Genomic DNA, 25,738 nt, shown 5'->3' with positions numbered 1-25,738 from the left:
AATTTTGTAAAAAAAGTTTATTCTTTTCCATCTACTATAGGCACAAATAAACATTCTTCTAAAATTTCTTTTTGTAAATTTGTGCCATTTTTTCTAAGGCGTGTGATGAATTGTTTGCCATTGTGTAAAATAGGAGCGACTAAAATCCCGCCATCGCTTAATTGATCGAGTAAAATTTCAGGAATTTGTGTCGCATAAGCAGAAAATAAAATTCTATCATAAGGAGCATAATTTTTCCAGCCATTTTGTCCATCATCAAATTTTACATTGATATTAAAAAGTTCTAATTCTCTGAAAGTTTGAGCGGCTTTTTTGGCTAAATTTTCTATGCGTTCTATGGTAAAAACCCTTCTTATAACCTTGCTTAAAATCGCAGCTTGATAGCCGCTTCCACAACCTATCTCTAAAATACTATCAGCATTTTTAAAATCTAAAGCCATAGTCATTTTAGCTACAGTTAAAGGTGAACTAATCCATTGAGAATTTGCCAAAGGCAAAGCATCAAGGCGATAAGCATGGGCTTTTAAAGGAGAAAAAATTTCACGCGGAATTTGACAAAAAGCATTAAAAAGCTCTTCATTGATAAAAACTTTTTGTGCAATTTCTTCAGCCATATTTTGACATCTTTTTTGTTCAAATGCGTTCATTACTTCTCCTATAAATTTAAATAAAAATTGTAACTAAAAAAGTTGAAATAGAGTTAAACTTAGCTATACTTAAATAAAAAGGAAAAAAATGCTTATAAAATTTAAAAATCATAGTCCCAAACTAGGTCAAAATGTTTTTGTTGCAGAGGGAGCTAAAATCATAGGAGAAATAGAAATAGGAGATGAAAGTAGCATTTGGTTTAATTGTGTTTTAAGAGCTGATGTTAATTTTATAAAAATTAGCAAAAGAACCAATATTCAAGATCTTAGCACGGTGCATGTTTGGCATAGGGAATTTGACGAAAAAGGAAAGTTAAAAGATGCTGGTTTTCCTACAATAATAGGAGATGATGTAACCATAGGACATAATTGCGTTATCCATGCTTGTGTGATAAAAAATCGTGTTTTAATCGGAATGAATGCTGTTGTCATGGATAATGCTTTGATAGAAGAAGATAGCATAGTGGGTGCTGGAAGCGTTGTAACAAAGGGTAAAAAATTTCCGCCACGCTCTTTGATACTTGGAAATCCTGCAAAATTTGTGCGTGAATTAAACGATGAAGAAATAAGCTTTCTAAAACAATCCGCTTTAAATTATGTGGATTTTAAAAACGAGTTTTTAAAAGATCTTCAGTGATATTTTGAAGTTTAGGCGAGAGTTTTACTTCAAATTTCACAAAACGATCAAGATCTAAAAAACTCTCATCGAGTTTTGAGATTTGCTCTTTTGTATAATCTTGAATAGTATTTAAAGATGACTTTTTAAGAAGTCTTTTTTCTTTGTAGACTAATTCTAAAAGTTCTTTGCGTTCTAAATTTTCATCTTGATTTGGGTTTTCGTCAAAAACATAAAGCTCATCAAAAAGGATTTTTTGCGTGTTTTTATCATAAACTCTAAAAAGTTTTTTAAAATGAGGTAGGGTTGATTTTTCGTTATTTTCACTGATTTTTATTTTAGGTTTTATACCTTGATCTTCTAAGGCTGCGAGTTTATAAACACAACTAAAAATAGGATCGCTTGAAGCAGTGATCAATCTTTCGCCTACACCAAAGATATCAATAGGTGCGTTTTGTTCTTTGAGTTTTTTAATGCTCCATTCATCAAGGGCGTTAGAAACTATGATTTTACATTTTTGAAGTCCTGCTTGATCAAGTTCTTGTCTGATTTTCAAACTCAACTCAAATAAATTTCCAGAATCTATTCTCACACCGCCTTCTTGGATACCAAATTCTTTAAAAACTTTAATTGCATTTTTAAGTCCGCTATTTAGACAATCATAAGTATCAATCAAAAAAACAGGATTTTTTGGATAAATTTTCACATAAGCTTTAAAAGCTTCAAGTTCATTTTCAAACATTTGCACCCAAGAATGTGCCATAGTTCCATTGATAGGGATATTATAAATTTTTCCTGCTAAAGTACAAGCACTTCCTATGCAACCTCCTATAAAAGCTGCTCTTGCCCCTTTTAAGGCCGCTTCACTTCCTTGTGCTCTGCGTGAGCCAAATTCTAAAATTTTACTGTTTTTAGCTGCACGCACGATACGATTGGTTTTGGTAGCAATAAGGCTTTGGTGGTTTAAACTTAAAAGTAAAAAAGTTTCTAAAAGCTGTGCTTCTATGGTTGTAGCTTTAATACATAGCAAAGGTTCGTTTGGAAAAATCACTTCTCCTTCACGCATAGCATAAATTTCACCTTTAAATTTAAAGTTAGCTAAAAAATCTAAAAATTCTGTATCAAAAATACCTTGTTTTCTTAAAAATTCTATATCTTCTGCATCAAAACTCAAATTTTCAACAAAGTCTAAAATATCTTCAAGACCTGCAAAAATAGCAAAAGATCCTGAATCTGGAATTTTTCTAAAAAATATATCAAAATAACAAATTTGATCTTTTTTATTGTTTTTGAAATAGCCCTGAGACATTGTAAATTCATAAAAATCACAAAGTAAGGCTAAAGAAGTTTTAGAAGTCATCAAAGCTTATACTACCCTTAGAATAATTCGTTACTTTACTTTCAAAGAAATTGCTCTTTTGATCGTTAAATTTTGAAAAATCATCTACCCATTTAATAGGATGTTTTGCATTGTATAGCTTGTCTAAATTGATTGCGCTTAATCTTTGATCTACAAGATAATGGATATATTCTTCTATGATATCATCAGTAAAGCCCATGATTTGATTTTGAGTGATGTATTTACCCCATTTGATCTCAAGATCTCCAGCTTTTTTAAACATATCATAAATTTTATTGATATTTTCATCATGGAACAAATCAGGTCTTTCTTTGCGTACTGAATTGATCATATTTTGAAATAATAAAAGATGTGTGATTTCATCTCTTTGGATAAAGCGGATCATTTGTGCTGAACCTAGCATTTTTCCTGCACGTGCAAGTGCGTAAATAGCAGTAAAACCACTATAAAAATATACTCCTTCTAAAATTTGATTTGCCACCATAGCCAAAAGAAGTTTATTATCATCTACATCGCCTGCTAATTCTTCGTAAATGCTTGAAATAAAGTCATTTTTTTCGCGCAAAGTTTCATCATGCTTTTCCATTTCATAAATCAAATCTGTATTATCGCAAATCGCTTCTACCATAACAGCGTAAGATTTTGAATGGTTTGCCTCTTCATAAGCTTGGCGTGCTAAAACCGCATTGATTTCAGGAGCTGTGATATAAGGGTTGATATTATCTGCTAAATTATTGGTTTGAAAACTATCCATAGAAATAAGCTGACTCCAAACCAAATCATACATTCTTTTTTCACCTGCAGTTAAATTACAGCGATAATCAAGTGCATCTTTAGTTGTATCCACTTCTTTTGGAAACCAAGTATTTGCTTCCATTAAATCCCAAAGTTTTAAAGCCCAAGTATATTTTGCCTTAGTGAAATTTAAAATTCCATGTGGGTTACCATCAAAAACTTTACGATCTCCTAGGGTTTCGTTTGAACTTGGATTGTAAATTCTTTTTCTTTGCATTTTTAACCTTTCTTTATGCTTTAGTAGCTATACAACTTTGAGTTAAAATATCGTGTAAATTTAAACGATCTTTTCTTACAAAACTGACAAATAAACCAAAGAGTAAGCCAAAACTTATAATAAATATCACATATCTTAGTAAAATTCTAAGAAAACTTAGTTTCTTTCCCGTTTTTATATCAATAAGATATAAATCATATGCTTTAAGACCTGGGCTTTGTGCCTTTTTTGTTAAAAAAATAGCTTGAATCAAACCAAATAAAAAAGTACATAAAGTTGTGATAAAATGGTTGTTTAAAAAAGCTTCTTTAGAGCCTAATAGAAAATAAAATAAATACAAAATAGGAACATAAATAAGAAAAATATCTATAAGCAAAGCTCTAAATCTTAGCCATCTAGAGCTAATTTTTGCTTTAGTTTTCATTTAATTTCCACGACTTCCTGGTTTTATGGCTTTGCTCCCTTTTTTACAAAACGGACAATTTGTTTCATCATAAATTTCAAATTCAAAATTTCCTAGAGTAAAGAGTGGTAAATTTTCAGGTAATTTCGCATTATCTTTTCTTGGAGATTTTAAATTTTCTACTGCACAAAAACCACGATTTGCCAATGCTGCAAAACCTACGACAATGCCACCTAAACTTTCAATGATTTTTGCACTCTCTAAAGCACTACCACCTGTAGTAATGATATCTTCACAAATTATAAATTTTTCACCCTTTTTTACTTCAAAACCACGTCTTAAAGTCATTTCTTTATTTACTCTTTCAGTGAAGATAAAACGTTTGCTACAAGCTCTTGCAAGCTCATAACCTGCTAAAATTCCACCTAAAGCAGGAGAGCAAATGCTATCAAATTCTATCTTATAGCTTGCAATAATCTTTGCAAGTTCATCACAAAGTTTTGCTGCTAATTTTGGATCCTCTAAAACTTTTGCACTTTGAAGATAAAATTGCGAATGTTTACCTGAACTTAGTAAAAAATGCCCTTCTAAATAAGCACCACAATCTTTATAAATTTGCTCTAAATTCATCGTTAAACCTTTAAAAGTTCACTTTCTTTGCTTTTTACACTCTCATCAATTTTTATTGTGTAGGCGTTGGTAAGTTTTTGCACTTCATCATAAGCTTTTTTTGCTTCATCTTCGCTTATTGCCTTATCTTTTTCTAGTTTTTTAACTGCATCGTTGGCATCTTTGCGTATATTTCTTATAGAAACTTTTGCCTTTTCACCCATAGCTTTAGCTTGTTTTACATTTTCTTCTCTTTGCTCTCTAGTCATCGGAGGGAAAAATAATTTTACACTTTCGCCATCATTGTTTGGATTGACACCGATATTTGCAGCTGCAATAGCGCTTTCTATGGTTTTTAGTAAAGGTTTTTCCCAAGGAGTGATGCTAATAGTTGAAGCATCGCTTGCTAAAACAGTTGCTACTTGATTTAAAGGAGCTTGAGTTCCATAATAATCCACTGTAATATGATCTAAAATATGGGTATTAACTTTTCCAGTTCTTAAAGTGGTGAAGTCTTTTTTTAAGGCTTCTAAAGATTTTTCACTTTGGGTTTTTTGTTTGTTAAAAATTTCACTTAGCATGATCATTTCCTTTAATTATTTACTTAAATTAACATCGCTTGGAAGTTGTGGTGCACTTGGAGCGATAGAATTTGTGTTTGGGGTAGCAGGTGCAATAGGAGCACTTGGAATAGTAGTGTTGTTTTCTACTTTAATTTTCTCTGCTAGAGAGTCCTTGCTAGCTTTATTGTATAAATAACCAAGACCAATAGTATTTGCAATAAGTAAAATTCCCATAATAAAGGTAAATTTTGCTAAAAATCCAGCCGGTCCTTTGGCGCCAAATAAACTTTCATTGCTTCCACTATAAGCTCCAAGTCCTATACTTGAACTTTTTTGAAGTAAAACTGCTATACAAATAACTACAACGATGATAAATTGCAAAATGATTAAAAGAGTGATCATTGAAAATTCCTAAAAGTTAATTTTTAAATGATTATTTTAGCTAAATAAAACTTGAAAAGTTTTGAAACTTGATAAGTTTTTGTGAGAAAAATCCCACAAAAACTTATCTGCTATTGAAGCTTCTTAAGATATTAAGTAAAGATACGAAAAGATTAACAAAATCAAGATAAAGTGCTACTGCACCTTCGATTGGAGTTTCATAATTTCCGCGGATAATATTTTGCGTATCATAAAGAATGTAAAATGAAAATAATATTGCAGCTACTGCTGAAATAGCTAGATTAACTATACTGCTTTGGAAGAAAAGGTTTAGTAAAGATGCTGCTACAATAACGATTAATACTATAAATAAAGCTTTGCCCATAACAGTAAAATCTTTTTTTGTATTCATAGCAAATACACTAAGTCCTGCAAAAGCAACCGTTGTTAAAGCAAAAGCTTGAGCGATGATAATTCCTCCAGCTGGTAGAGCTAAAACTGAAATAAGTAAAGGTGTAAGCGTTAAACCTGAGCAGAAAGTAAAACCAAAAAGTAAAACAAGATTTAATGGAGCCTCTCTTTTTTTCCATTGCAAAGCAAATAAAAGTCCGATTTCAACAGCAAAAAGGATCCAAAAAGTTACTTGTGATTGTATAAAAAATGATGCTAAAGCAAAAATTCCTACATATGCACCTACTGTTGCAGCTAATAATGAAGCAGCAAAAAGTTGATAAGTTTGTTTAATAAAAATACTTAATTCGCTTGAGCGTGTATTTTCAAATTCTTTTGATCTTGAGTAGTCTCTATCATAAAGACTCATAAAATTCTCCTTGCAAAATTGTTAGATTTTTTAAAATCTTGAGCGAAATCTAACATATTAGACTAAATAAAAAGTTAATTTATATAATATCTTAATGCTTAAATGAAATCTTTGCTGAAATTTTGTTATAATTTCAAGATTTTAGTTTTAGGTTGGTTTTATGGAAAATCTTATTAGCGGTGCGATTAAGTTTATGCAAGAAGACTTTAAGGAGCATGAAGAACTTTTTGAAAGTCTAAAAAATAAGCAAAATCCCCATACTCTTTTTATAGGTTGTTCTGATTCTAGAGTAATTCCAAATTTGATCACTAATACGGGTCCAGGTGAGCTTTTTGTAATACGAAATATTGCAAATATAGTTCCACCTTATCGCGTTGGAGAAGATTACTTGGCGACAACTTCAGCAATAGAGTATGCTTTAAATTCATTGCATATTAAAAATATCGTCGTTTGTGGCCATAGTAATTGTGGAGGTTGCAATGCTCTTTATTATTCTGATGAAGAGTTAAATAAAATTCCTAACGTGAAAAAATGGCTTACTATGTTAGATCCGATAAAAAAAGATGTGATGATTTTTGCAAGAGACGATTTGGCTATGCGTTCATGGCTTACAGAAAAATTAAATTTAGTAAATTCTTTGCAAAATATACTTACTTATCCAGGCGTGCAAGAAGCTTTAGATGAAGGAAAAATAGAAGTACATGCTTGGTATTATATTATAGAGACAGGTGAAATTTATGAGTATGATTTTAAAGCAAAAATTTTTACTTTAATACAAGATAGGAAAGTTCAATGAAGAAAATTATTTTTAGTTTATGTTTTTTTATTTTATACCTTGGAGCACAAGAATTTAAATTTATTGATGCGAATATTAGTAAAGAAGATGAAGGAATTTATGCTTTAGTTGAAAAATATGTTGATCTTAACAATCAAATTAAAGAATTTAAGAAAAACAATGATGAAAATTCAAGCACTTTTAATGGTATTTTAAGTGAATTTGAAAAAGACAAAAAGACTATTTTAGCAAAAATACCCGATATGATAGTAGGACAAAAGATTAATGAAGAGGCAGTGGCTAGATTTTTAAAAGCAAAAGAAAAATTACTAGATGTTCAAAAAAAGAATATTAATAAGCCTTACATTTATACAGATGCCACTCTTAATCTAGTTTATTTTAACATTGTGGAAAGTTTTTATTCTTCTTTGTTTGAAGTGGAAAAACTTTTTAAAAATACAGCAAGTAGTGAAGATTTAATTGCTACTGTTGATAAGGCAATGGAAAATTTACAAAATTCTTCTAGTGTAAATTTAGATAGTTTTAAAAGCAAAATTACAAATCCAGAAGAATTGGAAAAAATTACCCTAAAAGAAAGATATATTGGTAACGCTCTAGATTCTTATTCTGAAATTCTTAAGTATTTACGATCAAATGCAGATTTGCTTGAAAGTAATTATATTTTTTCACTACTTGAGCTTCAAGTTTGGATAGATCGTATAAATGAGGCAATTGGGGTAAGTTTTGTTAATATCGGAAAAATAGTAATTTCTGCTTTGGTTTTAGTATTTTTTATATCTTTAAGACGTTTTTTTGCAAATATAGTATATTTTTTCCTTGTTCGGCTTTTTTATAGAAATAAAAATGATGTAGATGATATTAAAGTTATTTTTATTGAGAATATTAAAAAACCAGTGAGTTTTTTTCTGATTGTTTATGCTATTTCGATTTGTCTTACTATAGCAACTTATCCTGCACCTTTAAGTATTAATTTGAGTAATTTTTTCCACATAATTTATGCGGTTTTGATTGCATGGCTTATTTTAAAAATGCTTGATGGTTATGGAATGGTACTAGTTTCTAAGCTTGCTCAAAAAAGCGGAAAAAAAGAAGTTGTAAATTTAATTATTAAAATTTTATATTTTGTTATTATTATCATAGCTTTATTATATATCCTTGCTCAGCTTGGTTTTAATATTTCAGCTATTATTGCATCTTTGGGAATTGGTGGTTTAGCTGTTGCTTTAGCAGCGAAAGATATAATTGCAAATTTCTTTGCTTCTATACTTTTACTTTTTGATAATAGTTTTAATCAAGGAGATTGGGTAGAGGTTTCAGGTATAGAAGGAACAGTAGTTGAAATAGGACTTAGAAAAACTACTATTAGAACTTTTGATAATTGTCTCGTATTTTTGCCAAATTCAACTATTATGGGAGCTAATATCAAAAATTGGAGTAAAAGACGCATGGGTCGCCATGTTAGAATGTATTTGGGTGTTGGTTATGATGCTACTCCTGAAAAATTAGATCAATGTGTAAAAGATTTGAAAGAATTTTTGGATACAAGTGATTTGGTAGCTCACGATGAGGATAGTGCATTAAAATATGGTGATCATACGACAAAATATCGTCAAAATCTTGTATCTATTAACGATTTAGAAGGCTATAAAAATGCTTGTTATGTGGCTTTAAGCGAATTTGCAGATAGTAGTATTAATATAGAGCTTTATTTTTATACCAAAAAAATAGGCGCAAAAGATTTTAGGGAAGCTAGACAAAGCTTAATGCTTGAGTTTATGCGTATAATCGAAAAAAATGGTTTAACTTTTGCTTTCCCAAGTCGCAGTATTTATATAGAAAATTTACCACCTCTTGATTTGCAAGCAAAAGCTATAAAATAGCAAGATTTTATCTTGCTATTTTTTAAACCGGCATAACGCGTATATTTGGACTTAATTCTTCTTGTAAAATCGTTTCAATAGCATAAAGTGTCGCACCACTTCCACTAGAACAACCACTACAAGCACCAAGATAACGAATATAAACGTCAATTGCTGCACCTTCAGCCTTTTGTATATCAATCACTTCCAAATCTCCACCATCATTATGAAGCATAGGGCGAATTTCAGCATCTAAAACACTTTCAACTGCTTTTAATTGTCCTACTACGGTCATTTCATCAAAAGCCACATCACTTTTCATTGTATTTTTGAGTTTTTCTCTATCCATCTCGGCTCTGGTTTCAGCTAAAATATCTACAAGGTAATAATCTCTTTTTTCATGTCCGCCTGGTTTGATACAGGACTTGCAAAAAGCACCTGCTTTAGTATATTGTGTGATTTCTTCTACACTATGCAAATCATTAAGTTTAATCACTTCTTTAATGGTTCCAAGACTTACTCTAGCGCACTCACAAACTATAATTTGATCTTCAAAATCTTCAGGACTTATACCTTTATAATGAGCTGCTGCTTGTTTGATTACATCATAAGCCATAACCGAACAGTGCATTTTTTGAGGTGGAACAGCTGGAGTTTCTGGATTATCACGCATAGCAAATTCCACATCTAAATTTGTGATTTTTACTGCTTCATCTACAGTTTTTCCTATGCAAAGATCTACCATAGTATCACTACTTGCTATAGCTGTACCACAACCAAAACTTTTAAATTTTGCATCGATAATTTTATCAGTTTTTTCATCTACAAGCCAAAAAAGTCTTACTGCATCGCCACAACTTTCTGCGCCAAAATCAGCTACGATCAATTTTGCATTGCGTGCTTTAGCATCTTCTTCGCTAAATTCTCCCATATGTTGAGGATTATTCATTCTATCTTGAACTTTTTGTGAATACTCATCCCAAATGGATCCACCAATTAAACTATTTTTTCCCATTTTCCATCCTTATTTGTAATTATTTGGATTATAAGCATAAGTACAAGAAATTGCTCTTAATCTCTGTGTTGCATTTTTAATTTGTTTTGCTGCATAATCAATTTCTTCTTCAGTGTTAAAACGTGACAAAGAAAGTCTTAAAGCTGTATGCGCTAAATCATGCTCCGCACCGATAGCTTCCATAATAGGATTGCTTTCTAAAGCTTCACTTGCACAGGCTGAGCCCGTACTTGCAGCTATACCATTTTTATTTAAATCCCAAAGCATTGCTTCGCCTTCAACACCTTTAATACTTGCTAAGATTGTATTAGGCACACGGTGTTCCCTTTTTCCAACCACTGTTGTATCAGGCAAGGCTAAAATTTGATCTTCTAGTTTATCTCTTAAACGGCGTATATGAGAATCTTCAAAATCAAGCATAGTATTTGCAATACGCAAAGCCTCGCCCATAGCTACTATATAAGGCACATTTAAAGTTCCACTTCTACGGCCACCCATGTGTTCTCCACCGTGTAAAAGTGGAGTAAGTTTAAGTCCTTTTTTTATAAAAAGTCCACCCACACCCTTTGGTCCATGAAATTTATGTGCCGAAAATGAAGCAAAATCAACTCCTACTTGAGTTAAATTAACCTTTATTTTACCTACTGCTTGAGTAGCATCTGTATGAAAAAGAGCACCAAATTCATGCGCAAGTTCTGCCATCGCTTTAATATCAAAAATCATACCTGTTTCATTATTTGCCCACATAACACTTACAAGTGCTGTTTTATCGCTAATCACTTTACGCAAATTTTCTACAGTAGAAACCCCTTCTTCATTTACAGGAAGTTCTATGACTTTTACTCCAAGACTTTTTAAAAAATAAGCAGCAGCAGTAACAGCAGGGTGTTCTACACTAGAAATAATCACTTCATTGCGTTCTTTATCTAAAATATGATCAAAATACACACCCTTAAGCACCCAGTTAATGCTTTCTGTCGCACAGGAGGTTACAACTATGTCATCTAGGTCATTTGCTCCAAGTCCTGCATAAAGTTTATCCAAAGCTTCTCTTAAGGCAGGATGTGTTGCGCTACCATATTGATGAAGGCTATTTGGATTTCCATACATATCCTTTAAAAAAGGTAGCATCAACTCATAAGCATTAGGATCAAGCATTGTCGTTGCGTTGTTATCTAAATATACTTTCACTTTAAAATCCTTAATTTATCCTTAATTTTAATTAGGATATTTTTTATCTTTATTTCGAAAATGGATAATAACAAAAATTTATAAAAATTAGGTTAAAAATTATAACAAAAATAAAATGTTAAAGTAAAATTTTAAAGTGAAATATTTTGTGAATTTTATATAGCAAAAATGAGAAATACTATTTCTTAAATTTTTCTTCGTAATACTTTACTATTTTTGAATCTTCTTTGACTGTATGTTTAAAGATAAAATCTTGAACAACGAGATCTAGCTTTTCAGTCATTATATTTACAAATTTAGCTTCACTGATGATAATTTCTTCAATTTCTAAGATAATTTTTCTGTGAATTCTTGTATGATGGTTGATATAAGGATATTCTATTTCTCTCATAAAGGCTTCTTTGTCTATTGATCATTATCAACAACTCTCTTAAGACAATTTTTAATTCTTTTGTTTCAACATGACGTTGGCTCATTAAAGAAAGTTTTTTAGAAATTTCAAAAAGTTCTTTATGTTGATGATCTAAAAGATCATTATTCATTGAAATAATTTTTTCATTATAAATCATGGTTTTGAGTGCTTTTATATTTATATTTTTTCGGGAGCGGATTATAATGTTATTATATAAATTTTTATTAATTACTCATATAAAAATTATTATTATTGAAATATTTATAATTTGTATATTTTTTATAAAAATTATTTTAAACCATCACAGACATATAAGAGTTTAGAATTTTATTTATATTTGCTTGTTTTTGACGACGATCTAGAAAATTTTCTATAGAGCTAGAACGTAGTTGATTTACTTCTTCTAATCTTTGTGTGTCTTGACCTTGGTTTTGATATTGTTTTTTAAGAGTATCAAAATCATTGCGATTTTGATCGATATAAATTTGAAATATTGAGCTTGAATTTGCAAATTCTCTTAAATCCATATCTTTTTGGTAGTTAATATATTGTTGAAAAAATACAGATAGTTTGTCTTGAGTACTTGTTTTTTTATCTATACCATTAACATAAAGATAAAGATCAAAACTCATCTTTTTTTCATTTTCTTTTTTGATGTAATCTTCTATATCCATCTCGCCTTTAAGAATTTTTTGTAAATTTTGATGAGAGCTCAGTTCTAGAGTAATAGGTTTCATAAAAAAGTTAAATTCTTTTTCATTTTGGGTTTTTATATCATGGTATATAAAATTCATTAAAAGACCAGATTTTGATACTTCTGCGTTTTTAGTTAAATAAGGTTTTAAAATTTCATTAGAAGAAGTATTTTCTATGGCTTTATTAAAGTGAAAATTAGTTATTTTGTTATCTAACATTAAGGTATTTAAATTTGTGATATTGCTTAGTGCTAAATCAATTTCTTCTTGATTGTTGTAAATTCTTGAAATTTGGCCTAAAAATTTTCCATTGTCTGTTGAAAAACCTGATGATAGTTTTGAAATAAAATCGCGACTTAAATAAGCATTATCATCTTGTAAAAATTCTGAATTTATAGATTTTAATGAACTATAATAGCTATTTAAAAGATAAGGTAGATCAATTTTATTGTAATTTAAAATTTCATCTTGTTTTGCGAGTTCTTTTGCTATGCTTCTAACGCTTTTAATGTTGATGTCATAAGATTCTGGTATATTGGCAATTTTATTTAAATCTTTATCAAAAAAACCTTCTTCATTGATTCTAAATCCAAATTCACTGGCATAAGTGGTATTGTTAAAAATATAACTTAATTGTTCTAAGCTATTTTCATTTCCTTCTTGTTCTAAAGCTTTGTTATCTTTAATTAAATTTAAAGCAGAGCTATTCTGTAAAGGATTAGATAAGGTTAAATTTTGATACGGATTTGCCGAATTTATAGTCATTTTAAATCTTTCCAAAATATTGCTGATTTTTTATAAGCAAAAGGTGTGCCAAATTTTTTTAAAAATTAAATTCAGTCAAAAATTAGAAAAAATTTGATAGTATTTAGCTTTTCTTTTAATTTGAAAAATAAAAATTTATCTAAATAAGGAAAGCGTATGCCAAAGATGAAAAGCGTTAAAAGCGCAGTTAAACGCTTCAAAGTAGGTAAAAATAAAATCAAAAGAGGCTCAGCTTTTAGAAGTCATATTTTGACTAAAAAACCTGCAAAAAGAATGCGTGATCTTCGCACAGCTAAATATGTGCATAGCACAAATGTAAAAGCTGTTGAAAAAATGCTAGGAATTTAAGTTTTTGACTAAAAGTCATTCAAACTCCCCTTTGAAATAAAATTTCAAGGGCAAGCTCCAAATTTGGACGCCACTTTATGAAAGGAAATAAAAATGGCAAGAGTAAAAACAGGTGTTGTTAGACGCCGTAGACATAAAAAAGTTTTAAAATTAGCGCGTGGTTTTTATAGTGGACGCCACAAACATTTTAGAAAAGCAAAAGAACAATTAGAAAGAAGTCTAGTCTATGCTTATCGTGATAGACGCCGTAAAAAAAGAGACTTCCGTCGTCTTTGGATTGTGCGTATCAATGCTGCTTGCAGGCTTAATAATTTAAGTTATTCAAGATTTATCAATGGTCTTAAAAAAGCAGGTATTGAACTTGATAGAAAAATTCTAGCAGATTTAGCTATGAATGATGCTGCTGCTTTTGCAAAAATTGCAGAGGCTGTAAAAAAAGCACTTTAATTTTTTTAGTGTAAGAATTTCAAGATTTTTGATTTCTTGAAATTCTTAATTTTTTAGTATTGATTTAATTTAGCTAGAACATCTTCATAACATTTGAGTTGATTTACATTTTTTTCAAAATCTTTGCCGACATTGCTTCTTTGTTTTAATTTATCTGAAATTTCTTTACCTGAATTTATAAGATTTGAAATGATTTTGGAAAATTCATTGGATTTATCCCTTATAAAATTCATTTCTTGAGTACTAGAATTGGAACTTTTTGCAATGGATTGTATGGTCTGAATAACTAATTTAATGGCTCCTTCCATTTCACCTAGACCCATTTGGGTATTTTCTGAAAGTTTTCTAACTTCATCAGCTACAACTGCAAATCCACGACCAAGTTTTCCAGCTCTAGCAGCTTCTATACTTGCATTTAAAGATAAAAGGCTAGTTTGTTCAGCAATCCCTGAAATAAGATCTAAAATACTATTTAATTGATCTATATTTTTCAAAGAAGATTGCACTTCTTTTTCTAAATTCATTTTTTCTTCGCTTTGGTAAAGGTTGTATTCTAAGTAGTTAGTGAAATTGGTAAAACTTTCACTAATAGTTATAAGACTTCTTCTTATATTTTCAAGTTCTTCAAAAATTTCTTTAAATATACTTGTATTTTTATCAATTTCTGATGTATTTTGTTTGAGTTGATTTAAAATTATTTTATTAATCTCATTTGTCATTTCTAGTTTTTGAGCTCTTATATTAAGATAATAGTATTTAAAATCGCTGTATTTTTGTATGAAAGTTTTTAAATATCTAGGTTTGAAATCATTAAAATTTTCAACTTCATAAAAAAATATTGCCACTAAACTTTTTGCAATTCCCACTCCATAAATTTCCCCAAAACTAGAAAAACCAACTATAGGAAAATCATTAAAATGGATTTGATTTAAATGTTCTTTGTTGTGAAGTCTTCTTAAGATACAATCATTAAAAATTGCTCCTAGTGGTTTTGGTTTATTAAGAGAAAATTTTTCGTAATCTTTTTTATGGCTTCAATAAAATTTGTTTTTTTAAGCAAGCTTAATTCTTGAGCGCTTTCTATATCACAATAACTAAATAATGTTTTATCTGGGTTGATTTCCATAGGGGAAATAAGATAGTCTTCTCCAATTTTTAAAGCAAAAGTATATTCTTGCATTTTATTTTTAAGTTCTTCAAAAGTACAGTTAAAATAATTGCATAAAGCTTCAACCGCGTTGATGGATTGAAAGGTTTTTTTATCAATAAATTCACGTATCGTCCTATCATATAAGCTTGCATCAAGTATGGTAAAGGTAATGTTGCTTTGAGGATTGAAATTTTGAGACTTCATTAAATCAAAACGATATTTAGATTTAAATTGAACATGTATGCTTAAAGCTTGATTTTTTAATATTTCTCCGTTATAAAATATAAATGTTCCACTAAAGTCCATATTTCCACTAGATCCACCTCCTACTAAAGCACAAGGATAGGGGTTGTGTTTGTATAAAAGTTCCAAAAGAGAACTTTCGCTTTGACTTAAACCATCATAAATTAAATAATGCAAAGTATTTGTGCAGTGTGCTTCAAAAGGTATATTTATAGATAAAACTTCTTTTTCTATCAGTTTTTTTCTTTCTGTATGATCTTTTATATTGCTAAAAAGCTTGATTTTATTTGTGCAAAGATTTTCTATCATATCCTCGCTAAAAAGCATCAAACTTATTCCTTGGATATTTTGTTTATAGGGACTGTTTTCAATATTTGAGTTAGAATCAAGGTTACATAATAAATCAGTAGCACTGCTTAAGATGATATCGCATTGCTCATTTATAGAATTTTGAATCTTATTTCCTATGATCGCTAGATTAAGTTGATATGATGCAAAGCCTATGATTAATTTTGGCTTGATATTTATTTTTTTTAATTTTTCTTCAAGTTCATTTTCTTGAAGATATAGAGCTTCTAAAACTTTTTTACTTTCTTCTTTTTTTGTTGAGCTTTTATTTTTAAAATTAAAAAACATCAATTTAACTCCATTAAAACTATTTTTAATTACTAGTTAACTAAATCAAAATACCATAAATTCAGTATTTATTTGTAATTTTATTATACCTTAAGTAATAAAAAAATGCAATAAGTAAATTAAATTTTAGATATAATTGTAAATCTATGAAGAACATTGAATATTAAATAAGGATGTATTAAATATGATCGGAGATATGAACGAGCTTTTATTAAAAAGCGTCGAAGTTTTGCCACCTTTGCCTGATACTGTAAGTAAGTTAAGAAAATATGTGAGCGAGGCTAATTCAAATATAGAAACCATGAAAGTTGCTGAAATAATTTCAAGTGATCCGTTGATGACGGCTAAGCTTTTGCAATTAGCAAATTCTCCTTATTACGGTTTTACAAGAGAAATTACAACCATAAATCAAGTGATTACTTTATTAGGCGTTGGTAATATCATCAATATAGTTACGGCTGATTCCATTAAAGATAGTTTTAAAATAGATGTTTCACCATATGGTTTGGATACTCAAGTTTTTTTAAGAAATTGCAACGAAGAGGCAACTTTTATCACAAATTGGCTCAATGATGAAGATAAAAAACTTTCTCATCTTTTAGTTCCTTGTGCAATGCTTTTAAGACTTGGCATTGTTATTTTTTCAAATTTTCTTATACAAAATCACAGAGAGAAAGAATTTTTAACTTTTTTAAATGAAACTAAAATTGAAAATATTGCTTTAGCGGAGAATGAATTTTTAGGTGTAGATCATATTTCTTTCTTGGGATTTTTATTGCATCGTTGGAATTTTGATGATGTTTTGATTGAAAGTATATGTTTTGTTCGCACTCCTCACGCTGCTCGCGAAGAAGTGAAAAAATCCGCTTATGCTCTAGCAATAACAGATCATCTTTTTGCTCCACATGATGGCTCTTCTCCATTTAACGCAAAAGCTGCAGTTGCTTTACTTGAAGAGGCAAAAACTCAAGGAATTAATTTTGATTTAAATAATCTTTTATCTAAGCTTCCTAGCAAAGCTAAGGAAAATTTAAACAAAGAAGATTAAAGAGCTCTTTTAGGGCTCTAAATTGTAGTGATGAAAAGTTTAATCTTGCCTCCTAATGAATTTTTAGATCACTATATTTTAAACGCTGAATTTCATCGTTTTGCTGGAATTTCAAAAAATGCTTATAAATTTTGGAAAAATGTAGAAATAGGTAGATATCAAGGAACAAGAATTATATTTTTACATAGAAATTGCATTTTAGAAAAACATCAGCAAGCTTTAAGGCAATGTAGTGATTTAAATGGTTTTGTATTGGCAAGTGCTTTTTGTTCTTTTACTGGATTAGCCCCGTCTCATTTAGTGGAAAAAAATAATTCTTCTATTTATAAACTTTTAGAGCTTAAGGAGATTTGTGGGATTAAATTTGTTAATCTAAAAAAATTTTATGATTTTTTAGGGCTAAATTATCATCAGCATATTTATATAGAAAAATGCCATTTTTTTAGTCCAGCCCCTTTTGAAAAGCGTATTAAAATCACTGAGAGTATGTGCGTTGGGTATTATTAAGATATAAATTACAAGCCCTGTAAAGACATTGCTTGTAATTTAAAGATGAAAATTTTGTATTTTAATCCATCTCATAAAAATCATCATCATTGTTATCATCATCGTATTCATAATCATCATCATCGTAATTATAATTTTTATGGTGATTTTGTGGATATTCTTCATCTTCGTTTTCATAATCATCGTAATTTAAATCTTCTTCATCTTCATAAGCCATTGTTTTCTCCTTAAATAAAAATACAAAGTTTATTTTATCTTAAATTTGTTTGGTTTTGCTATAATTTTTATAATTTTTTAAAAGGTGAATTTATGAAATTAAGTCATTTAGATGAAAAAAATCATCCTAAAATGGTAGATGTAAGCGATAAAAATATTACTTCAAGAATAGCCACAGCCAGTGGTATGATATATATGAGTCAAGAAGCTTTTGATGTAATTAAAAACAATACCGCAAAAAAAGGTCCTGTTCTTCAAACAGCTATTGTTGCGGCTATAATGGGGGCTAAAAAAACAAGTGAAATTATTCCTATGTGCCATCCTTTGATGCTTTCTAAAGTCGAAACTGATATTGTGGAATTTGTTAAAGAATGTGCATTTAAGCTTATTGTAACAGTTAAGTGTGAAGGTAAAACAGGGGTTGAAATGGAAGCTTTAAGTGGGGTTAGTATAGGACTTTTAACTATATATGATATGATCAAGGCTGTAGATAAATCAATGAGGATTATGGATATAGTGCTTGAAAGCAAAGAAGGAGGCAAAAGTGGTAAATTTGTGCGATCTTAAAAAAGAACCTCAAATCAATTATCCTACTTTTTGGGATTATAAGGTGATTTTTGAGGTGCATGTTAAGCCAAGTGAAATTTTTCAAGAAATTTTAGGTCAAAGAGAATATAAATTTGAGCATTCGAATTCAAGTGCGAGTGGAAAATATACAAGTTATTTATTAAATGTTTATGTTGATAGCAAAAAAGATCGTTTGGATATATTTGATAAATTAAAAGCTAAAGCAAAATTTGTACTTTAAGAAAGAAGGAAAAATGAAAAATACTTTAATTATTTTTGAAAATTCTTTATCAAATCTCGGTAAATATGAAGCAAGTGATTTACTTGAAGACTTAAGTTTTAATCTTGCATATAAGCAAATTTCACATAATCCTCATGAAACAAAAAAAATTTTAAATTCTCTTTTGGTTGAATTTTTAACTATTTTAAAAAAACTTGATTTTTGTGACGATGAAAATGTTTCAAAGGTTATTAAGGCTCTCGTAAAAGCAAGTGTCGCAGATGCTCAAAATTCGCTTTATGAGTATATTAGTGAAGCTGAATTATTAAACAAACAGATTGAAAATCAAAAGAATTTGATTAAAAATCAAATCAGCGATAATTTTTTTGAATTCGAGAGTATTTTACAAGAATGTTCTTTTTGTAATGAATTTAGCGGTGGTTTAAATGATGCTATTTTATTTGATATAGAAATGCTTGGAATTTTAAAAGAAACTGCTGAAAGTGCTTTTTTAACCACATTAGAAAAGGCTGAAGATATAGAACTTACAAGTAGCGAAATAGCTAAAAATCTCGTATATAATGCCATTTGTGAAGCTCATTTTGAAAAAGAAAGAATTTTAAAAATTTCAAGTATTATTTTAAATACTGCTTTTGAAATAGCTAATGAATCTATGGCTTATGCAAAAGATCTTTGTTTAGGTGTGATTAAAGGTACAAGAGATGGTATTGTTTTAGCAATGGAAAAATTTAAAGCTTCATTAACTTATGCAAATTTTGAAGAAGATGTTAGTTTAAAAAGTAAAGAACTAATAGGTATAGAAGATGATTTTATTGCTCTTTTAAAAAAAGAGATTCAACTGCAAAATGATCCTTGTAGGAGTATAGTTGAGAATTTGCTAGAACATGAACTTGATAATCTTTTTGCTAAATTTAGACGTCTTGCGAGTGAAAGTAGAGAACAACTAATACTAGTTTTAAATGATATTAAGAGAAATCCAAAGATTAATGATTTTAACAAACTTACTCAAAGAAAATTAAATCATTTTAAACAAGAAATTTTTGAATTAGAAAAAATTGCTAGTGAAAAATACAAAGATTTAAATTCCAAAAAAGCTAAAAAGCTCGGTGTAAGACTTTGGGAAAAAGCAAAAAAATTTGTTAAAAAATAATATCCCATTTTTGGGATATTAAATATCTATTTCTATGCCTACAGGTGCGTGATCAGAGCCAAAAATATCATCTCTTATGAAAGCGTTTTTAAGTTTATCTTTTAAACCTTTTGAAATGAAAAAATAATCGATCCTCCAGCCTACATTTCTTTCTCTTGCTTTCATTCTATAGCTCCACCACGAGTATTTTTCTTTGATTTCACCATTAATTTCTCTAAAAGTATCTATAAAACCAAGTTTTAGCAAATCATCGATCCAAGCTCTTTCTATAGGTAAAAAACCTGAAGTGTTGACATTGGCTTTTGGATGGGTAAGATCGATTTCTTTATGAGCGGTATTGACATCACCGCAAATGATAATTTCAAACCCATCTTTTAAAAGCTTATCCAAATACGCTAAAAAATCTGCATAAAATTTCATTTTAAAATTTAAACGCTCTTCATCTTTTTGACCATTTGGAAAATAGATATTAAAAAGTGCGATATTTTTAAAACGGTGTTCTAAAACCCTGCCTTCTTCATCATCAAAAAATTCACATTTTTTTACTTCGCTATCAAAATTACAAAGACTCATTACTCCAGAATATCCCGCTCTTTTGGCAGAATTAAAATACATGTGCTTAAAAGGATATTCATAAATTTTTTTAGGAAATTTATCTTCATGTGCTTTGATTTCTTGAAAACCTATAAAATCAATTTTTTCTTGTGCTATCCAATCAAGTGCATTTTTATCACAAATGGCTCTTAAGCCATTGACATTCCATGAAAGTAGTTTCATTATTTTCCTTAAAATTGTCATTAAAAGTGTAAATCATAACATAAAAAGATTTAAAACTACAATCCATTTAAAAAAATTCAATAAAATTAAAACCTTAAATTTGAAGGTGGGATTTATATGCTTAGATTAACTTGGTTTCAGTTTACTTTTTTTAATTCTTTGATGATTGTATTATTGAATTTTAATTTATTTTATTTTGTGTATGAAAAAAATACACAAAACTGGTTTATAACTTTTGTTTTTATTATAGCTTATTTTGCATTAGTTCACGTGGTTTGCTCTTTACTTTTTATAAAGTTTTTTACTAAATTTTTTTCTATATTATTTATAATAGCATCTTTTTTAAGTGTTTATTTCATTAGTTTTTATGGAGTGCTTATAGATTCTGATATGATACAAAATGTTGTTCAAACAGATATCAAAGAAGTAAAGGATTTGTTAAATTTAAAATTAATCTTATTTGTTGTTTTAGCTTTATTATTGGTTTTTTATGTTGTTAAAGTAAAAATTGATTATTATGGTAGTTTTAAATCCCATATAAAAATTAAAATTATCAATATAATATCAGGTTTGATTGTTGTTTGTGCGATTTTAATCCCTTTAAGTAAAACTTTCTTACCTTTTTTTAGAAACTATAATGAAATAAGAATGTATAATACTCCTTTTTATCAATTTTATGCCGTATATCGCTATTATGTTCGTTTTGTAAAAGCTAAACCAGAATTTAAAACTATAGCTAATGATGCTTATAGAGAAAACAATCACACTAAAAAACTTTTAGTTTTGGTAGTGGGGGAAACTGCTAGAGCGGCAAATTACTCTTTGGGTGGATATACTAAAAATGATACCAATTTTTATACCAAAAAAGATAATGTAGTCTTTTTTGATAATTTTTCATCATGTGGAACAGCAACAGCGGTAAGTTTACCTTGTATGTTTTCTATATCTAAGCGTAGAGATTATTCGAGTTCAGAATTTCAAGAAAATGCCATGGATATACTTTATAAAACAGGTGTAGATGCTGCATGGTTTGATAATAATTCTGGTGGTTGTAAAGGGGTTTGTGATAGATTAGCTTATAAGCAAAAACTTTCTAGTGATTTGGATGAAAATTTACTCACTCCTTTTAAAGAAAAATTAAATCATTTAAGTGATCAAAATATAATAGTTCTTCATTTGCAAGGTTCTCATGGGCCAACTTATTATAAACGCTATCCAAATGAGTTTAAAAAATTTACTCCAACTTGTGATACCAATGAACTTTCAAAATGTGATAGTAAGGCTTTAATCAATACTTATGACAATACTTTACTTTACACAGACTATCTTTTAAGTGAGATTATAAAACTATTAAAAGAACAAAAAGATTATGAAAGTTCTTTGTTCTATCTTTCAGATCATGGTGAAAGTTTGGGCGAAAATGATATTTATCTTCATGGTATGCCTTATGCTATAGCGCCAAGTTATCAAACTCATATTCCTGCTATTTTTTGGAGTAATGATGAAAAATTAATGAATTTAGCTAAAGAACATAAAGGTTTAAAACTTTCTCAAGATAATCTTTTTAGCACTCTTTTAGGATATTTTGATGTAAAAACAAGTGTTTATGAACCAGAATATGATTTATTAAATCCTAAACTTAAGGCAAATCCATGAAGCCTAAATATCATTTTTTAAATAACGCAAGATATGCTTTAGAAGGGATTTTTACTTTATTTAAAAATGAAATGGCGTTTAGAATTGAACTTTGCATTATTATCTCTGCGATAGTTTTTAGTTTTTTCTTAAAAGTTAGTTTTTTGGAACATTTGTTATTGGTAAGTGTTTTAATGCTTATCTTAATTATAGAAGCTTTAAATTCGGCTATTGAAGCTTGTGTTGATTTAGTTACTAATGAATGGCACGAAAAGGCAAAAATCGCTAAAGATTGTGCGAGTGCGGCAGTGTTTTTTAGCGTGCTTTTAGCTCTTTTTGTTTGGGGCTTTATTTTATATAATATTTACTTATGAAATTTGAAAATTTAATACGAGAAATTTTAGGAAAAAAGCGTTTTGAATTGTTAAAATTTTTATGTGAAAATGCCGATGAAAATGGTTTTATTATGATTAAAATTAGTGAGCTTGAAGAAAAATTACATCAAAGCAAACCCACTATCATTGCTACTTTTAAATTTTTAGAAGAAAAAAAGCTTTTTAAGCGCCTTAAAAATGGATTTTATCAGCTAAATATAGGAGATAAAAATGATACTTAAAAATCCTTTAGATATGCATTTGCATTTAAGAGATAATCAAATGTTAGAACTTATCGCACCTTTTAGTGCAAGAGATTTTTGTGCAGCTGTGATTATGCCAAATTTAATCCCTCCACTTTGCAATTTAGAAGATCTAAAAGCTTATAAAATGCGTATCCTTAAGGCTTGTAAAGATGAAAATTTCACTCCTTTAATGACGCTTTTTTTTAAAAATTATGATGAGAAATTTCTTCAAATTGCCAAAGATGAAATTTTTGGCATTAAGCTTTATCCAGCAGGAATTACAACAAATTCAAATGGTGGAGTTTCAAGTTTTGATATAGAGTATTTAAAACCTACTTTAGAGGCTATGAGTGATTTAAATATTCCTTTGCTAGTGCATGGTGAAACAAATGATTTTGTAATGGACAGGGAAAGTAATTTTGCTAAAATTTATGAAAAATTAGCCAAACATTTTCCACGACTTAAGATTGTTATGGAGCATATTACCACTAAAACTTTATGTGAACTTTTAAAAGATTATGAAAATTTATATGCGACAATCACTTTACATCATTTAATCATCACTTTAGATGATGTTATCGGAGGTAAAATGAATCCTCATCTTTTTTGTAAGCCTATAGCCAAGCGTTACGAAGATAAAGAAGCACTTTGTGAGCTTGCCTTTAGTGGTTATGAAAAAGTTATGTTTGGAAGTGATAGCGCGCCTCATCCATTGCACACTAAAGAATGTTGCGGTTGTGCTGCAGGTGTATTTAGCGCCCCAGTGATTTTACCTGTTTTAGCTGAATTATTTAAGCAAAATAGCTCCAAAGAAAATTTGCAAAAATTTTTAAGCGATAACGCTTGTAAAATTTATGATTTGAAATTTAAAGAAGATAAAATTTTAACTTTAGAAGAAAAAGAATGGCAAGTGCCAAATGTTTATGAAGATAAATACAATCAAGTCGTGCCTTATATGGCCGGAGAAATTTTAAAATTTCAATTAAAACATTGATTTTCCACCCTAAAGGTGGAAAATTTAAGCTTTATTTACAAGAGTATCTCTGATATCTATAACAAGATAGATCACAAAAAAACTTAAAAATAAAGCAATAAAACTGACTATCAGCGACAATAAACCAGCTAAAAATCCAATGCTAAACATCATAAAAAGAGAATAAAGCAAAGCTACAACAAAACTTATCGCTGTAATTGCATCAAGAATCAAGCGTCCAAATTTGATGATTAAATTTTTAACCATTAAAAACTCCTTTTAAATAATCGGTGAAATTGTAATAAGTATAAGCTTAATGTTTTTATAAGTTATTTATAATTAAAAGTTTTATTTTGGATTCTATAGTTTCAATAATATCGTTTTCAACAAAAGAACTTACAGTTTCTTTAGAAGCTGTGATTTTATTCATACTTAAATGCCATAGAGCATTTTCTATAGCCTCTTCTTTTGTCCTTTGGACTTTGCGTGTTTCATCAAAAACAATCTTATGAAAAAATATATTTTTTTCTAGTAAATAATTTTCTAAATCTTTTTTATAAAAACCTTTAAATTCAGTATTAAAATATTTAAAAATCGGATCTAAAAAATCACTTTTTCTATAATCAGCCCAACCAAGATAAATTTTTATTTTAGCTAGATTTAAGAAATTTGCATAATCTTTTTCATTTTGCAAAGCAGGGGACATGCTTAAAAATGCAAGATCAAATTTAGCATTAGGATTGTTTTGCATCCAAGTTTCAAAGCTCAAATTTTCGCATTTTATATTGTTAAGATTTAGTTTTTTAGCATCTTCTTGTAAAATTTCAAGCATAGTATTTGCACTATCTAGGGCTAAAATTTCTTTAGCTTCTTTAGCTAAGTGTAAAGTCCAAACCCCAGTTCCACATCCTATATCTATAATGCTTTTATTTTGAAAAGAAATATTTAAATTTTGTAAATATTCAAAAGTTTGCTTTTGTATGGTGTTTAAAGTGTTTTGATATCTTGCGTAAGTTTTGGCCTTTTTATCCCATAAATTCATATATTTTCCTTGATAAAATATATAAAATCATAGCATAAATTTTTAAAATTCAAGCCCAAAGAAAGGGCTTGAATGACTAATTAAAACCTCTTCTTCTTAACATCTTCTAAGATATTATTAGCTATATCGCTTACTGTACTAGAAATAATAGCTGATTCATTAGCAATTTCAACATTATCTTTAGTAGTTTGATCAATTTGTGCTACGCTATCATTGATTTGAGTAATACCTGCAGTTTGTTCTTTAATACTTTCTGCCATATCATTGATAGATTGAACAAGTAAGTTAGTATTAGCTTCTATTTCAGATAAAGACTTTTGAGTTCTCTCAGCTAGTTTTCTAACTTCATCAGCCACAACAGCAAAGCCTCTACCATGTTCTCCAGCACGAGCTGCTTCAATAGCTGCATTTAAAGCTAGAAGATTGATTTGATCTGCGATATCTCCTATAATACCTGTAACATTTTTAATCTCTTCAGATTGAGTGATAACATCACTAGTTTTAACTGAAACATTTTGCATAGAAGAAGTGATCTCTTCTAAAGCTGCTGCAGTTTCTTCTAAAGATTGAGCTTGAGAATTTGAAGAAGTGGTTAAGCTTTGAACAGCAGTTTGTAATTTTCCACTTTCATTAGCTAAAGCATTAGCAAAGTCTGAACTTTGTTTTAGCATTTTAACTATTTCATCGCCTAAAGCATTAGTAGTTAATTCAACACTTCCTGAAGCATTAGAGATTTTATTTCTAAAATCTAAGCTTTTGTATTCTTCAAATATTTTATGAATAACATTCATATCAGAACCTACTCTAGCTTGTAAAACATCAAGAAGTTTATTTAGAACATTTTTAAGTTCAATAAGTTGTGGGTTTCTTGGATTAGCAGTAATTCTTGCTGTTAAATTACCACCTTCTACAACTGATACGGTTTGAACTGATTCTTTAACAGCTTGATTGTCTTGTTCTAAACCTTTTTTAGTAGCAAGGATGTTTTCGTTGAT

Annotated in this window: 29 protein-coding genes and 4 pseudogenes; 14 read left to right on the top strand and 19 right to left on the bottom strand. The window is 29.2% G+C overall.

Translation table 11 applies throughout. From position 1 onward, the window contains the following. Nucleotides 1-17 precede the first annotated feature (17 nt). Nucleotides 18-647 (bottom strand): protein-L-isoaspartate(D-aspartate) O-methyltransferase, encoded by a 630-nt coding sequence (locus AJ888_RS02915; RefSeq protein WP_002861021.1) that lies wholly within the window; start codon nucleotides 645-647, stop codon nucleotides 18-20. An 88-nt stretch (nucleotides 648-735) separates the two neighbouring features. Between AJ888_RS02915 and AJ888_RS02910 the strand changes: the two genes are divergently transcribed. Continuing rightward, entirely contained in the window at nucleotides 736-1,284 is a 549-nt protein-coding gene (locus AJ888_RS02910) for a gamma carbonic anhydrase family protein (RefSeq protein WP_070296121.1), read from the top strand. On the opposite strand, the gene AJ888_RS02905 is transcribed toward AJ888_RS02910, so the two are convergent. The 7 genes from AJ888_RS02905 to AJ888_RS02875 all read right to left on the bottom strand — a co-directional run bounded on the left by AJ888_RS02905 (nucleotide 1,253) and on the right by AJ888_RS02875 (nucleotide 6,411). Continuing rightward, nucleotides 1,253-2,626, bottom strand: coding sequence for a nicotinate phosphoribosyltransferase (locus AJ888_RS02905; RefSeq protein WP_074470018.1), 1,374 nt, complete (start codon nucleotides 2,624-2,626; stop codon nucleotides 1,253-1,255). The two genes, AJ888_RS02910 and AJ888_RS02905, sit on opposite strands and share 32 nt — an antisense overlap. Continuing rightward, complete coding sequence (locus tag AJ888_RS02900; protein ID WP_002851758.1) at nucleotides 2,613-3,635, bottom strand: ribonucleotide-diphosphate reductase subunit beta; 1,023 nt, start codon at nucleotides 3,633-3,635, stop codon at nucleotides 2,613-2,615. Before AJ888_RS02900 ends, AJ888_RS02905 begins: the two co-directional genes overlap by 14 nt. Before the next feature lie 13 nt (nucleotides 3,636-3,648). Then, complete coding sequence (locus AJ888_RS02895; protein ID WP_002851998.1) at nucleotides 3,649-4,059, bottom strand: RDD family protein; 411 nt, start codon at nucleotides 4,057-4,059, stop codon at nucleotides 3,649-3,651. Further along, a complete protein-coding gene (pyrE, locus tag AJ888_RS02890; RefSeq protein ID WP_002861024.1) occupies nucleotides 4,060-4,668 on the bottom strand; it encodes an orotate phosphoribosyltransferase in 609 nt (202 codons plus the stop codon). It abuts the gene before it with no gap. Nucleotides 4,669-4,670: 2 nt separating this feature from the next. Further along, nucleotides 4,671-5,234, bottom strand: coding sequence for a ribosome recycling factor (frr, locus tag AJ888_RS02885; RefSeq protein WP_079861009.1), 564 nt, complete (start codon nucleotides 5,232-5,234; stop codon nucleotides 4,671-4,673). Nucleotides 5,235-5,243: 9 nt separating this feature from the next. Further along, the gene (gene secG, locus AJ888_RS02880) at nucleotides 5,244-5,612 is read right to left on the bottom strand and encodes a preprotein translocase subunit SecG (protein WP_002861026.1); all 369 of its coding nucleotides are present in this window, start codon (nucleotides 5,610-5,612) and stop codon (nucleotides 5,244-5,246) included. Nucleotides 5,613-5,715: 103 nt separating this feature from the next. Next, nucleotides 5,716-6,411, bottom strand: coding sequence for a Bax inhibitor-1/YccA family protein (locus AJ888_RS02875; protein ID WP_002851668.1), 696 nt, complete (start codon nucleotides 6,409-6,411; stop codon nucleotides 5,716-5,718). A 160-nt stretch (nucleotides 6,412-6,571) separates the two neighbouring features. On the opposite strand from AJ888_RS02875, the gene AJ888_RS02870 reads away from it, so the two are divergent. Next, the gene (locus AJ888_RS02870; protein WP_002851887.1) at nucleotides 6,572-7,207 is read left to right on the top strand and encodes a carbonic anhydrase; all 636 of its coding nucleotides are present in this window, start codon (nucleotides 6,572-6,574) and stop codon (nucleotides 7,205-7,207) included. Then, a complete protein-coding gene (locus tag AJ888_RS02865) occupies nucleotides 7,204-9,087 on the top strand; it encodes a mechanosensitive ion channel family protein (RefSeq protein ID WP_002861027.1) in 1,884 nt (627 codons plus the stop codon). The genes AJ888_RS02870 and AJ888_RS02865 overlap by 4 nt, the downstream gene beginning before the upstream one ends. A gap of 22 nt (nucleotides 9,088-9,109) precedes the next feature. Here the strand turns inward: AJ888_RS02865 and AJ888_RS02860 are convergent, their stop codons facing one another. From AJ888_RS02860 to AJ888_RS02845, 4 genes and pseudogenes are all read right to left on the bottom strand, one after another. Then, a complete protein-coding gene (locus AJ888_RS02860) occupies nucleotides 9,110-10,081 on the bottom strand; it encodes an iron-sulfur cluster assembly scaffold protein NifU (protein ID WP_002861028.1) in 972 nt (323 codons plus the stop codon). 9 nt (nucleotides 10,082-10,090) lie between these two features. Next, a complete protein-coding gene (locus AJ888_RS02855; RefSeq protein WP_002861029.1) occupies nucleotides 10,091-11,272 on the bottom strand; it encodes a NifS family cysteine desulfurase in 1,182 nt (393 codons plus the stop codon). A gap of 178 nt (nucleotides 11,273-11,450) precedes the next feature. After that, nucleotides 11,451-11,841: pseudogene (locus AJ888_RS02850) on the bottom strand (hemerythrin domain-containing protein). Between the two features lie 136 nt (nucleotides 11,842-11,977). Further along, a complete protein-coding gene (locus AJ888_RS02845; protein ID WP_070296120.1) occupies nucleotides 11,978-13,144 on the bottom strand; it encodes a hypothetical protein in 1,167 nt (388 codons plus the stop codon). Between the two features lie 156 nt (nucleotides 13,145-13,300). On the opposite strand from AJ888_RS02845, the gene rpmI reads away from it, so the two are divergent. Continuing rightward, a complete protein-coding gene (gene rpmI, locus AJ888_RS02840; protein ID WP_002777995.1) occupies nucleotides 13,301-13,492 on the top strand; it encodes a 50S ribosomal protein L35 in 192 nt (63 codons plus the stop codon). Nucleotides 13,493-13,585: 93 nt separating this feature from the next. Further along, nucleotides 13,586-13,939 (top strand): 50S ribosomal protein L20, encoded by a 354-nt coding sequence (rplT, locus tag AJ888_RS02835; protein WP_070296119.1) that lies wholly within the window; start codon nucleotides 13,586-13,588, stop codon nucleotides 13,937-13,939. Nucleotides 13,940-13,992: 53 nt separating this feature from the next. Here rplT and AJ888_RS09610 read toward each other — a convergent pair. Together AJ888_RS09610 and AJ888_RS02820 are read right to left on the bottom strand one after the other, a co-directional pair. Continuing rightward, nucleotides 13,993-14,409 (bottom strand): annotated as a pseudogene (locus AJ888_RS09610) (methyl-accepting chemotaxis protein); the annotation flags it as partial. A gap of 685 nt (nucleotides 14,410-15,094) precedes the next feature. After that, nucleotides 15,095-15,968, bottom strand: a pseudogene (locus tag AJ888_RS02820) (FIST N-terminal domain-containing protein). A 184-nt stretch (nucleotides 15,969-16,152) separates the two neighbouring features. Here AJ888_RS02820 and cheP point away from each other — a divergent pair. Together cheP and cheQ are read left to right on the top strand one after the other, a co-directional pair. Continuing rightward, nucleotides 16,153-17,016, top strand: a complete 864-nt coding sequence (cheP, locus tag AJ888_RS02815) for a cheVAW transcriptional regulator CheP (protein ID WP_002880896.1) — start codon at nucleotides 16,153-16,155, stop codon at nucleotides 17,014-17,016. Between the two features lie 27 nt (nucleotides 17,017-17,043). Further along, on the top strand, nucleotides 17,044-17,523 hold the full coding sequence (gene cheQ, locus AJ888_RS02810) for a cheVAW transcriptional regulator CheQ (RefSeq protein ID WP_079264411.1): 480 nt from the start codon (nucleotides 17,044-17,046) through the stop codon (nucleotides 17,521-17,523). A gap of 61 nt (nucleotides 17,524-17,584) precedes the next feature. Here the strand turns inward: cheQ and AJ888_RS02805 are convergent, their stop codons facing one another. Further along, the gene (locus AJ888_RS02805) at nucleotides 17,585-17,740 is read right to left on the bottom strand and encodes a highly acidic protein (protein WP_002851965.1); all 156 of its coding nucleotides are present in this window, start codon (nucleotides 17,738-17,740) and stop codon (nucleotides 17,585-17,587) included. 92 nt (nucleotides 17,741-17,832) lie between these two features. Here AJ888_RS02805 and moaC point away from each other — a divergent pair, with 92 nt between their 5' ends. Genes moaC through AJ888_RS02790 form a run of 3 tightly spaced genes read left to right on the top strand, consistent with a single transcriptional unit; the run spans nucleotide 17,833 to nucleotide 19,697 of the window. Then, nucleotides 17,833-18,306, top strand: coding sequence for a cyclic pyranopterin monophosphate synthase MoaC (gene moaC / locus AJ888_RS02800; protein ID WP_002861037.1), 474 nt, complete (start codon nucleotides 17,833-17,835; stop codon nucleotides 18,304-18,306). Next, complete coding sequence (locus AJ888_RS02795; RefSeq protein ID WP_002861038.1) at nucleotides 18,284-18,547, top strand: DUF493 domain-containing protein; 264 nt, start codon at nucleotides 18,284-18,286, stop codon at nucleotides 18,545-18,547. The genes moaC and AJ888_RS02795 overlap by 23 nt, the downstream gene beginning before the upstream one ends. Continuing rightward, nucleotides 18,537-19,697, top strand: a complete 1,161-nt coding sequence (locus tag AJ888_RS02790) for a hypothetical protein (protein WP_079861012.1) — start codon at nucleotides 18,537-18,539, stop codon at nucleotides 19,695-19,697. Before AJ888_RS02795 ends, AJ888_RS02790 begins: the two co-directional genes overlap by 11 nt. Before the next feature lie 18 nt (nucleotides 19,698-19,715). Here the strand turns inward: AJ888_RS02790 and AJ888_RS02785 are convergent, their stop codons facing one another. Next, nucleotides 19,716-20,474 (bottom strand): exodeoxyribonuclease III, encoded by a 759-nt coding sequence (locus AJ888_RS02785; RefSeq protein ID WP_002861040.1) that lies wholly within the window; start codon nucleotides 20,472-20,474, stop codon nucleotides 19,716-19,718. Between the two features lie 117 nt (nucleotides 20,475-20,591). On the opposite strand from AJ888_RS02785, the gene eptC reads away from it, so the two are divergent. The 4 genes from eptC to pyrC are packed head-to-tail and all read left to right on the top strand — an operon-like array spanning nucleotide 20,592 to nucleotide 23,722. Beyond that, a complete protein-coding gene (gene eptC / locus AJ888_RS02780) occupies nucleotides 20,592-22,130 on the top strand; it encodes a lipid A/FlgG phosphoethanolamine transferase EptC (RefSeq protein WP_002861041.1) in 1,539 nt (512 codons plus the stop codon). Then, nucleotides 22,127-22,483: a diacylglycerol kinase gene (locus tag AJ888_RS02775; RefSeq protein ID WP_070296118.1), complete on the top strand. Its 357-nt coding sequence runs from the start codon at nucleotides 22,127-22,129 to the stop codon at nucleotides 22,481-22,483. The genes eptC and AJ888_RS02775 overlap by 4 nt, the downstream gene beginning before the upstream one ends. Continuing rightward, nucleotides 22,480-22,725 carry a replication/maintenance protein RepL gene (locus AJ888_RS02770; protein WP_002861043.1) on the top strand — a complete coding sequence of 82 codons (246 nt, stop codon included), beginning with the start codon at nucleotides 22,480-22,482 and terminating at the stop codon, nucleotides 22,723-22,725. Before AJ888_RS02775 ends, AJ888_RS02770 begins: the two co-directional genes overlap by 4 nt. Further along, nucleotides 22,715-23,722, top strand: coding sequence for a dihydroorotase (pyrC, locus tag AJ888_RS02765; RefSeq protein WP_002861044.1), 1,008 nt, complete (start codon nucleotides 22,715-22,717; stop codon nucleotides 23,720-23,722). Before AJ888_RS02770 ends, pyrC begins: the two co-directional genes overlap by 11 nt. Before the next feature lie 31 nt (nucleotides 23,723-23,753). On the opposite strand, the pseudogene AJ888_RS02760 reads toward pyrC, so the two are convergent. The 3 genes and pseudogenes from AJ888_RS02760 to AJ888_RS02750 form a co-directional block, all read right to left on the bottom strand. Then, nucleotides 23,754-23,968, bottom strand: a pseudogene (locus AJ888_RS02760) (hypothetical protein). A 55-nt stretch (nucleotides 23,969-24,023) separates the two neighbouring features. After that, the gene (locus tag AJ888_RS02755) at nucleotides 24,024-24,743 is read right to left on the bottom strand and encodes a class I SAM-dependent methyltransferase (RefSeq protein WP_052776845.1); all 720 of its coding nucleotides are present in this window, start codon (nucleotides 24,741-24,743) and stop codon (nucleotides 24,024-24,026) included. A gap of 80 nt (nucleotides 24,744-24,823) precedes the next feature. After that, the coding region (locus tag AJ888_RS02750; protein ID WP_002934477.1) for a methyl-accepting chemotaxis protein at nucleotides 24,824-25,738 on the bottom strand (915 nt) is incomplete at its 5' end.

It is taken from the genome of Campylobacter sp. BCW_6467 (assembly GCF_001762855.1).
Taxonomy (GTDB): Bacteria; Campylobacterota; Campylobacteria; order Campylobacterales; family Campylobacteraceae; genus Campylobacter_D; species Campylobacter_D jejuni.
The sequence above is the reverse complement of the archived record's forward strand: the minus strand, read 5'-3'. Positions and strand labels throughout refer to the sequence as shown.

Excerpts from the sequence above, each read along its gene's own strand:
- AJ888_RS02915 (WP_002861021.1), bottom strand. The coding sequence starts at position 647 with ATGAACGCATTTGAACAAAAAAGATGTCAAAATATGGCTGAAGAAATT.
- AJ888_RS02910 (WP_070296121.1), top strand. The coding sequence starts at position 736 with ATGCTTATAAAATTTAAAAATCATAGTCCCAAACTAGGTCAAAATGTT.
- AJ888_RS02900 (WP_002851758.1), bottom strand. The coding sequence starts at position 3,635 with ATGCAAAGAAAAAGAATTTACAATCCAAGTTCAAACGAAACCCTAGGA.
- AJ888_RS02895 (WP_002851998.1), bottom strand. The coding sequence starts at position 4,059 with ATGAAAACTAAAGCAAAAATTAGCTCTAGATGGCTAAGATTTAGAGCT.
- pyrE (WP_002861024.1), bottom strand. The coding sequence starts at position 4,668 with ATGAATTTAGAGCAAATTTATAAAGATTGTGGTGCTTATTTAGAAGGG.
- frr (WP_079861009.1), bottom strand. The coding sequence starts at position 5,234 with ATGATCATGCTAAGTGAAATTTTTAACAAACAAAAAACCCAAAGTGAA.
- secG (WP_002861026.1), bottom strand. The coding sequence starts at position 5,612 with ATGATCACTCTTTTAATCATTTTGCAATTTATCATCGTTGTAGTTATT.
- AJ888_RS02875 (WP_002851668.1), bottom strand. The coding sequence starts at position 6,411 with ATGAGTCTTTATGATAGAGACTACTCAAGATCAAAAGAATTTGAAAAT.
- AJ888_RS02870 (WP_002851887.1), top strand. The coding sequence starts at position 6,572 with ATGGAAAATCTTATTAGCGGTGCGATTAAGTTTATGCAAGAAGACTTT.
- AJ888_RS02865 (WP_002861027.1), top strand. The coding sequence starts at position 7,204 with ATGAAGAAAATTATTTTTAGTTTATGTTTTTTTATTTTATACCTTGGA.
- AJ888_RS02860 (WP_002861028.1), bottom strand. The coding sequence starts at position 10,081 with ATGGGAAAAAATAGTTTAATTGGTGGATCCATTTGGGATGAGTATTCA.
- AJ888_RS02845 (WP_070296120.1), bottom strand. The coding sequence starts at position 13,144 with ATGACTATAAATTCGGCAAATCCGTATCAAAATTTAACCTTATCTAAT.
- rpmI (WP_002777995.1), top strand. The coding sequence starts at position 13,301 with ATGCCAAAGATGAAAAGCGTTAAAAGCGCAGTTAAACGCTTCAAAGTA.
- rplT (WP_070296119.1), top strand. The coding sequence starts at position 13,586 with ATGGCAAGAGTAAAAACAGGTGTTGTTAGACGCCGTAGACATAAAAAA.
- cheP (WP_002880896.1), top strand. The coding sequence starts at position 16,153 with ATGATCGGAGATATGAACGAGCTTTTATTAAAAAGCGTCGAAGTTTTG.
- AJ888_RS02805 (WP_002851965.1), bottom strand. The coding sequence starts at position 17,740 with ATGGCTTATGAAGATGAAGAAGATTTAAATTACGATGATTATGAAAAC.
- moaC (WP_002861037.1), top strand. The coding sequence starts at position 17,833 with ATGAAATTAAGTCATTTAGATGAAAAAAATCATCCTAAAATGGTAGAT.
- AJ888_RS02785 (WP_002861040.1), bottom strand. The coding sequence starts at position 20,474 with ATGAAACTACTTTCATGGAATGTCAATGGCTTAAGAGCCATTTGTGAT.
- eptC (WP_002861041.1), top strand. The coding sequence starts at position 20,592 with ATGCTTAGATTAACTTGGTTTCAGTTTACTTTTTTTAATTCTTTGATG.
- AJ888_RS02775 (WP_070296118.1), top strand. The coding sequence starts at position 22,127 with ATGAAGCCTAAATATCATTTTTTAAATAACGCAAGATATGCTTTAGAA.
- AJ888_RS02770 (WP_002861043.1), top strand. The coding sequence starts at position 22,480 with ATGAAATTTGAAAATTTAATACGAGAAATTTTAGGAAAAAAGCGTTTT.
- pyrC (WP_002861044.1), top strand. The coding sequence starts at position 22,715 with ATGATACTTAAAAATCCTTTAGATATGCATTTGCATTTAAGAGATAAT.
- AJ888_RS02755 (WP_052776845.1), bottom strand. The coding sequence starts at position 24,743 with ATGAATTTATGGGATAAAAAGGCCAAAACTTACGCAAGATATCAAAAC.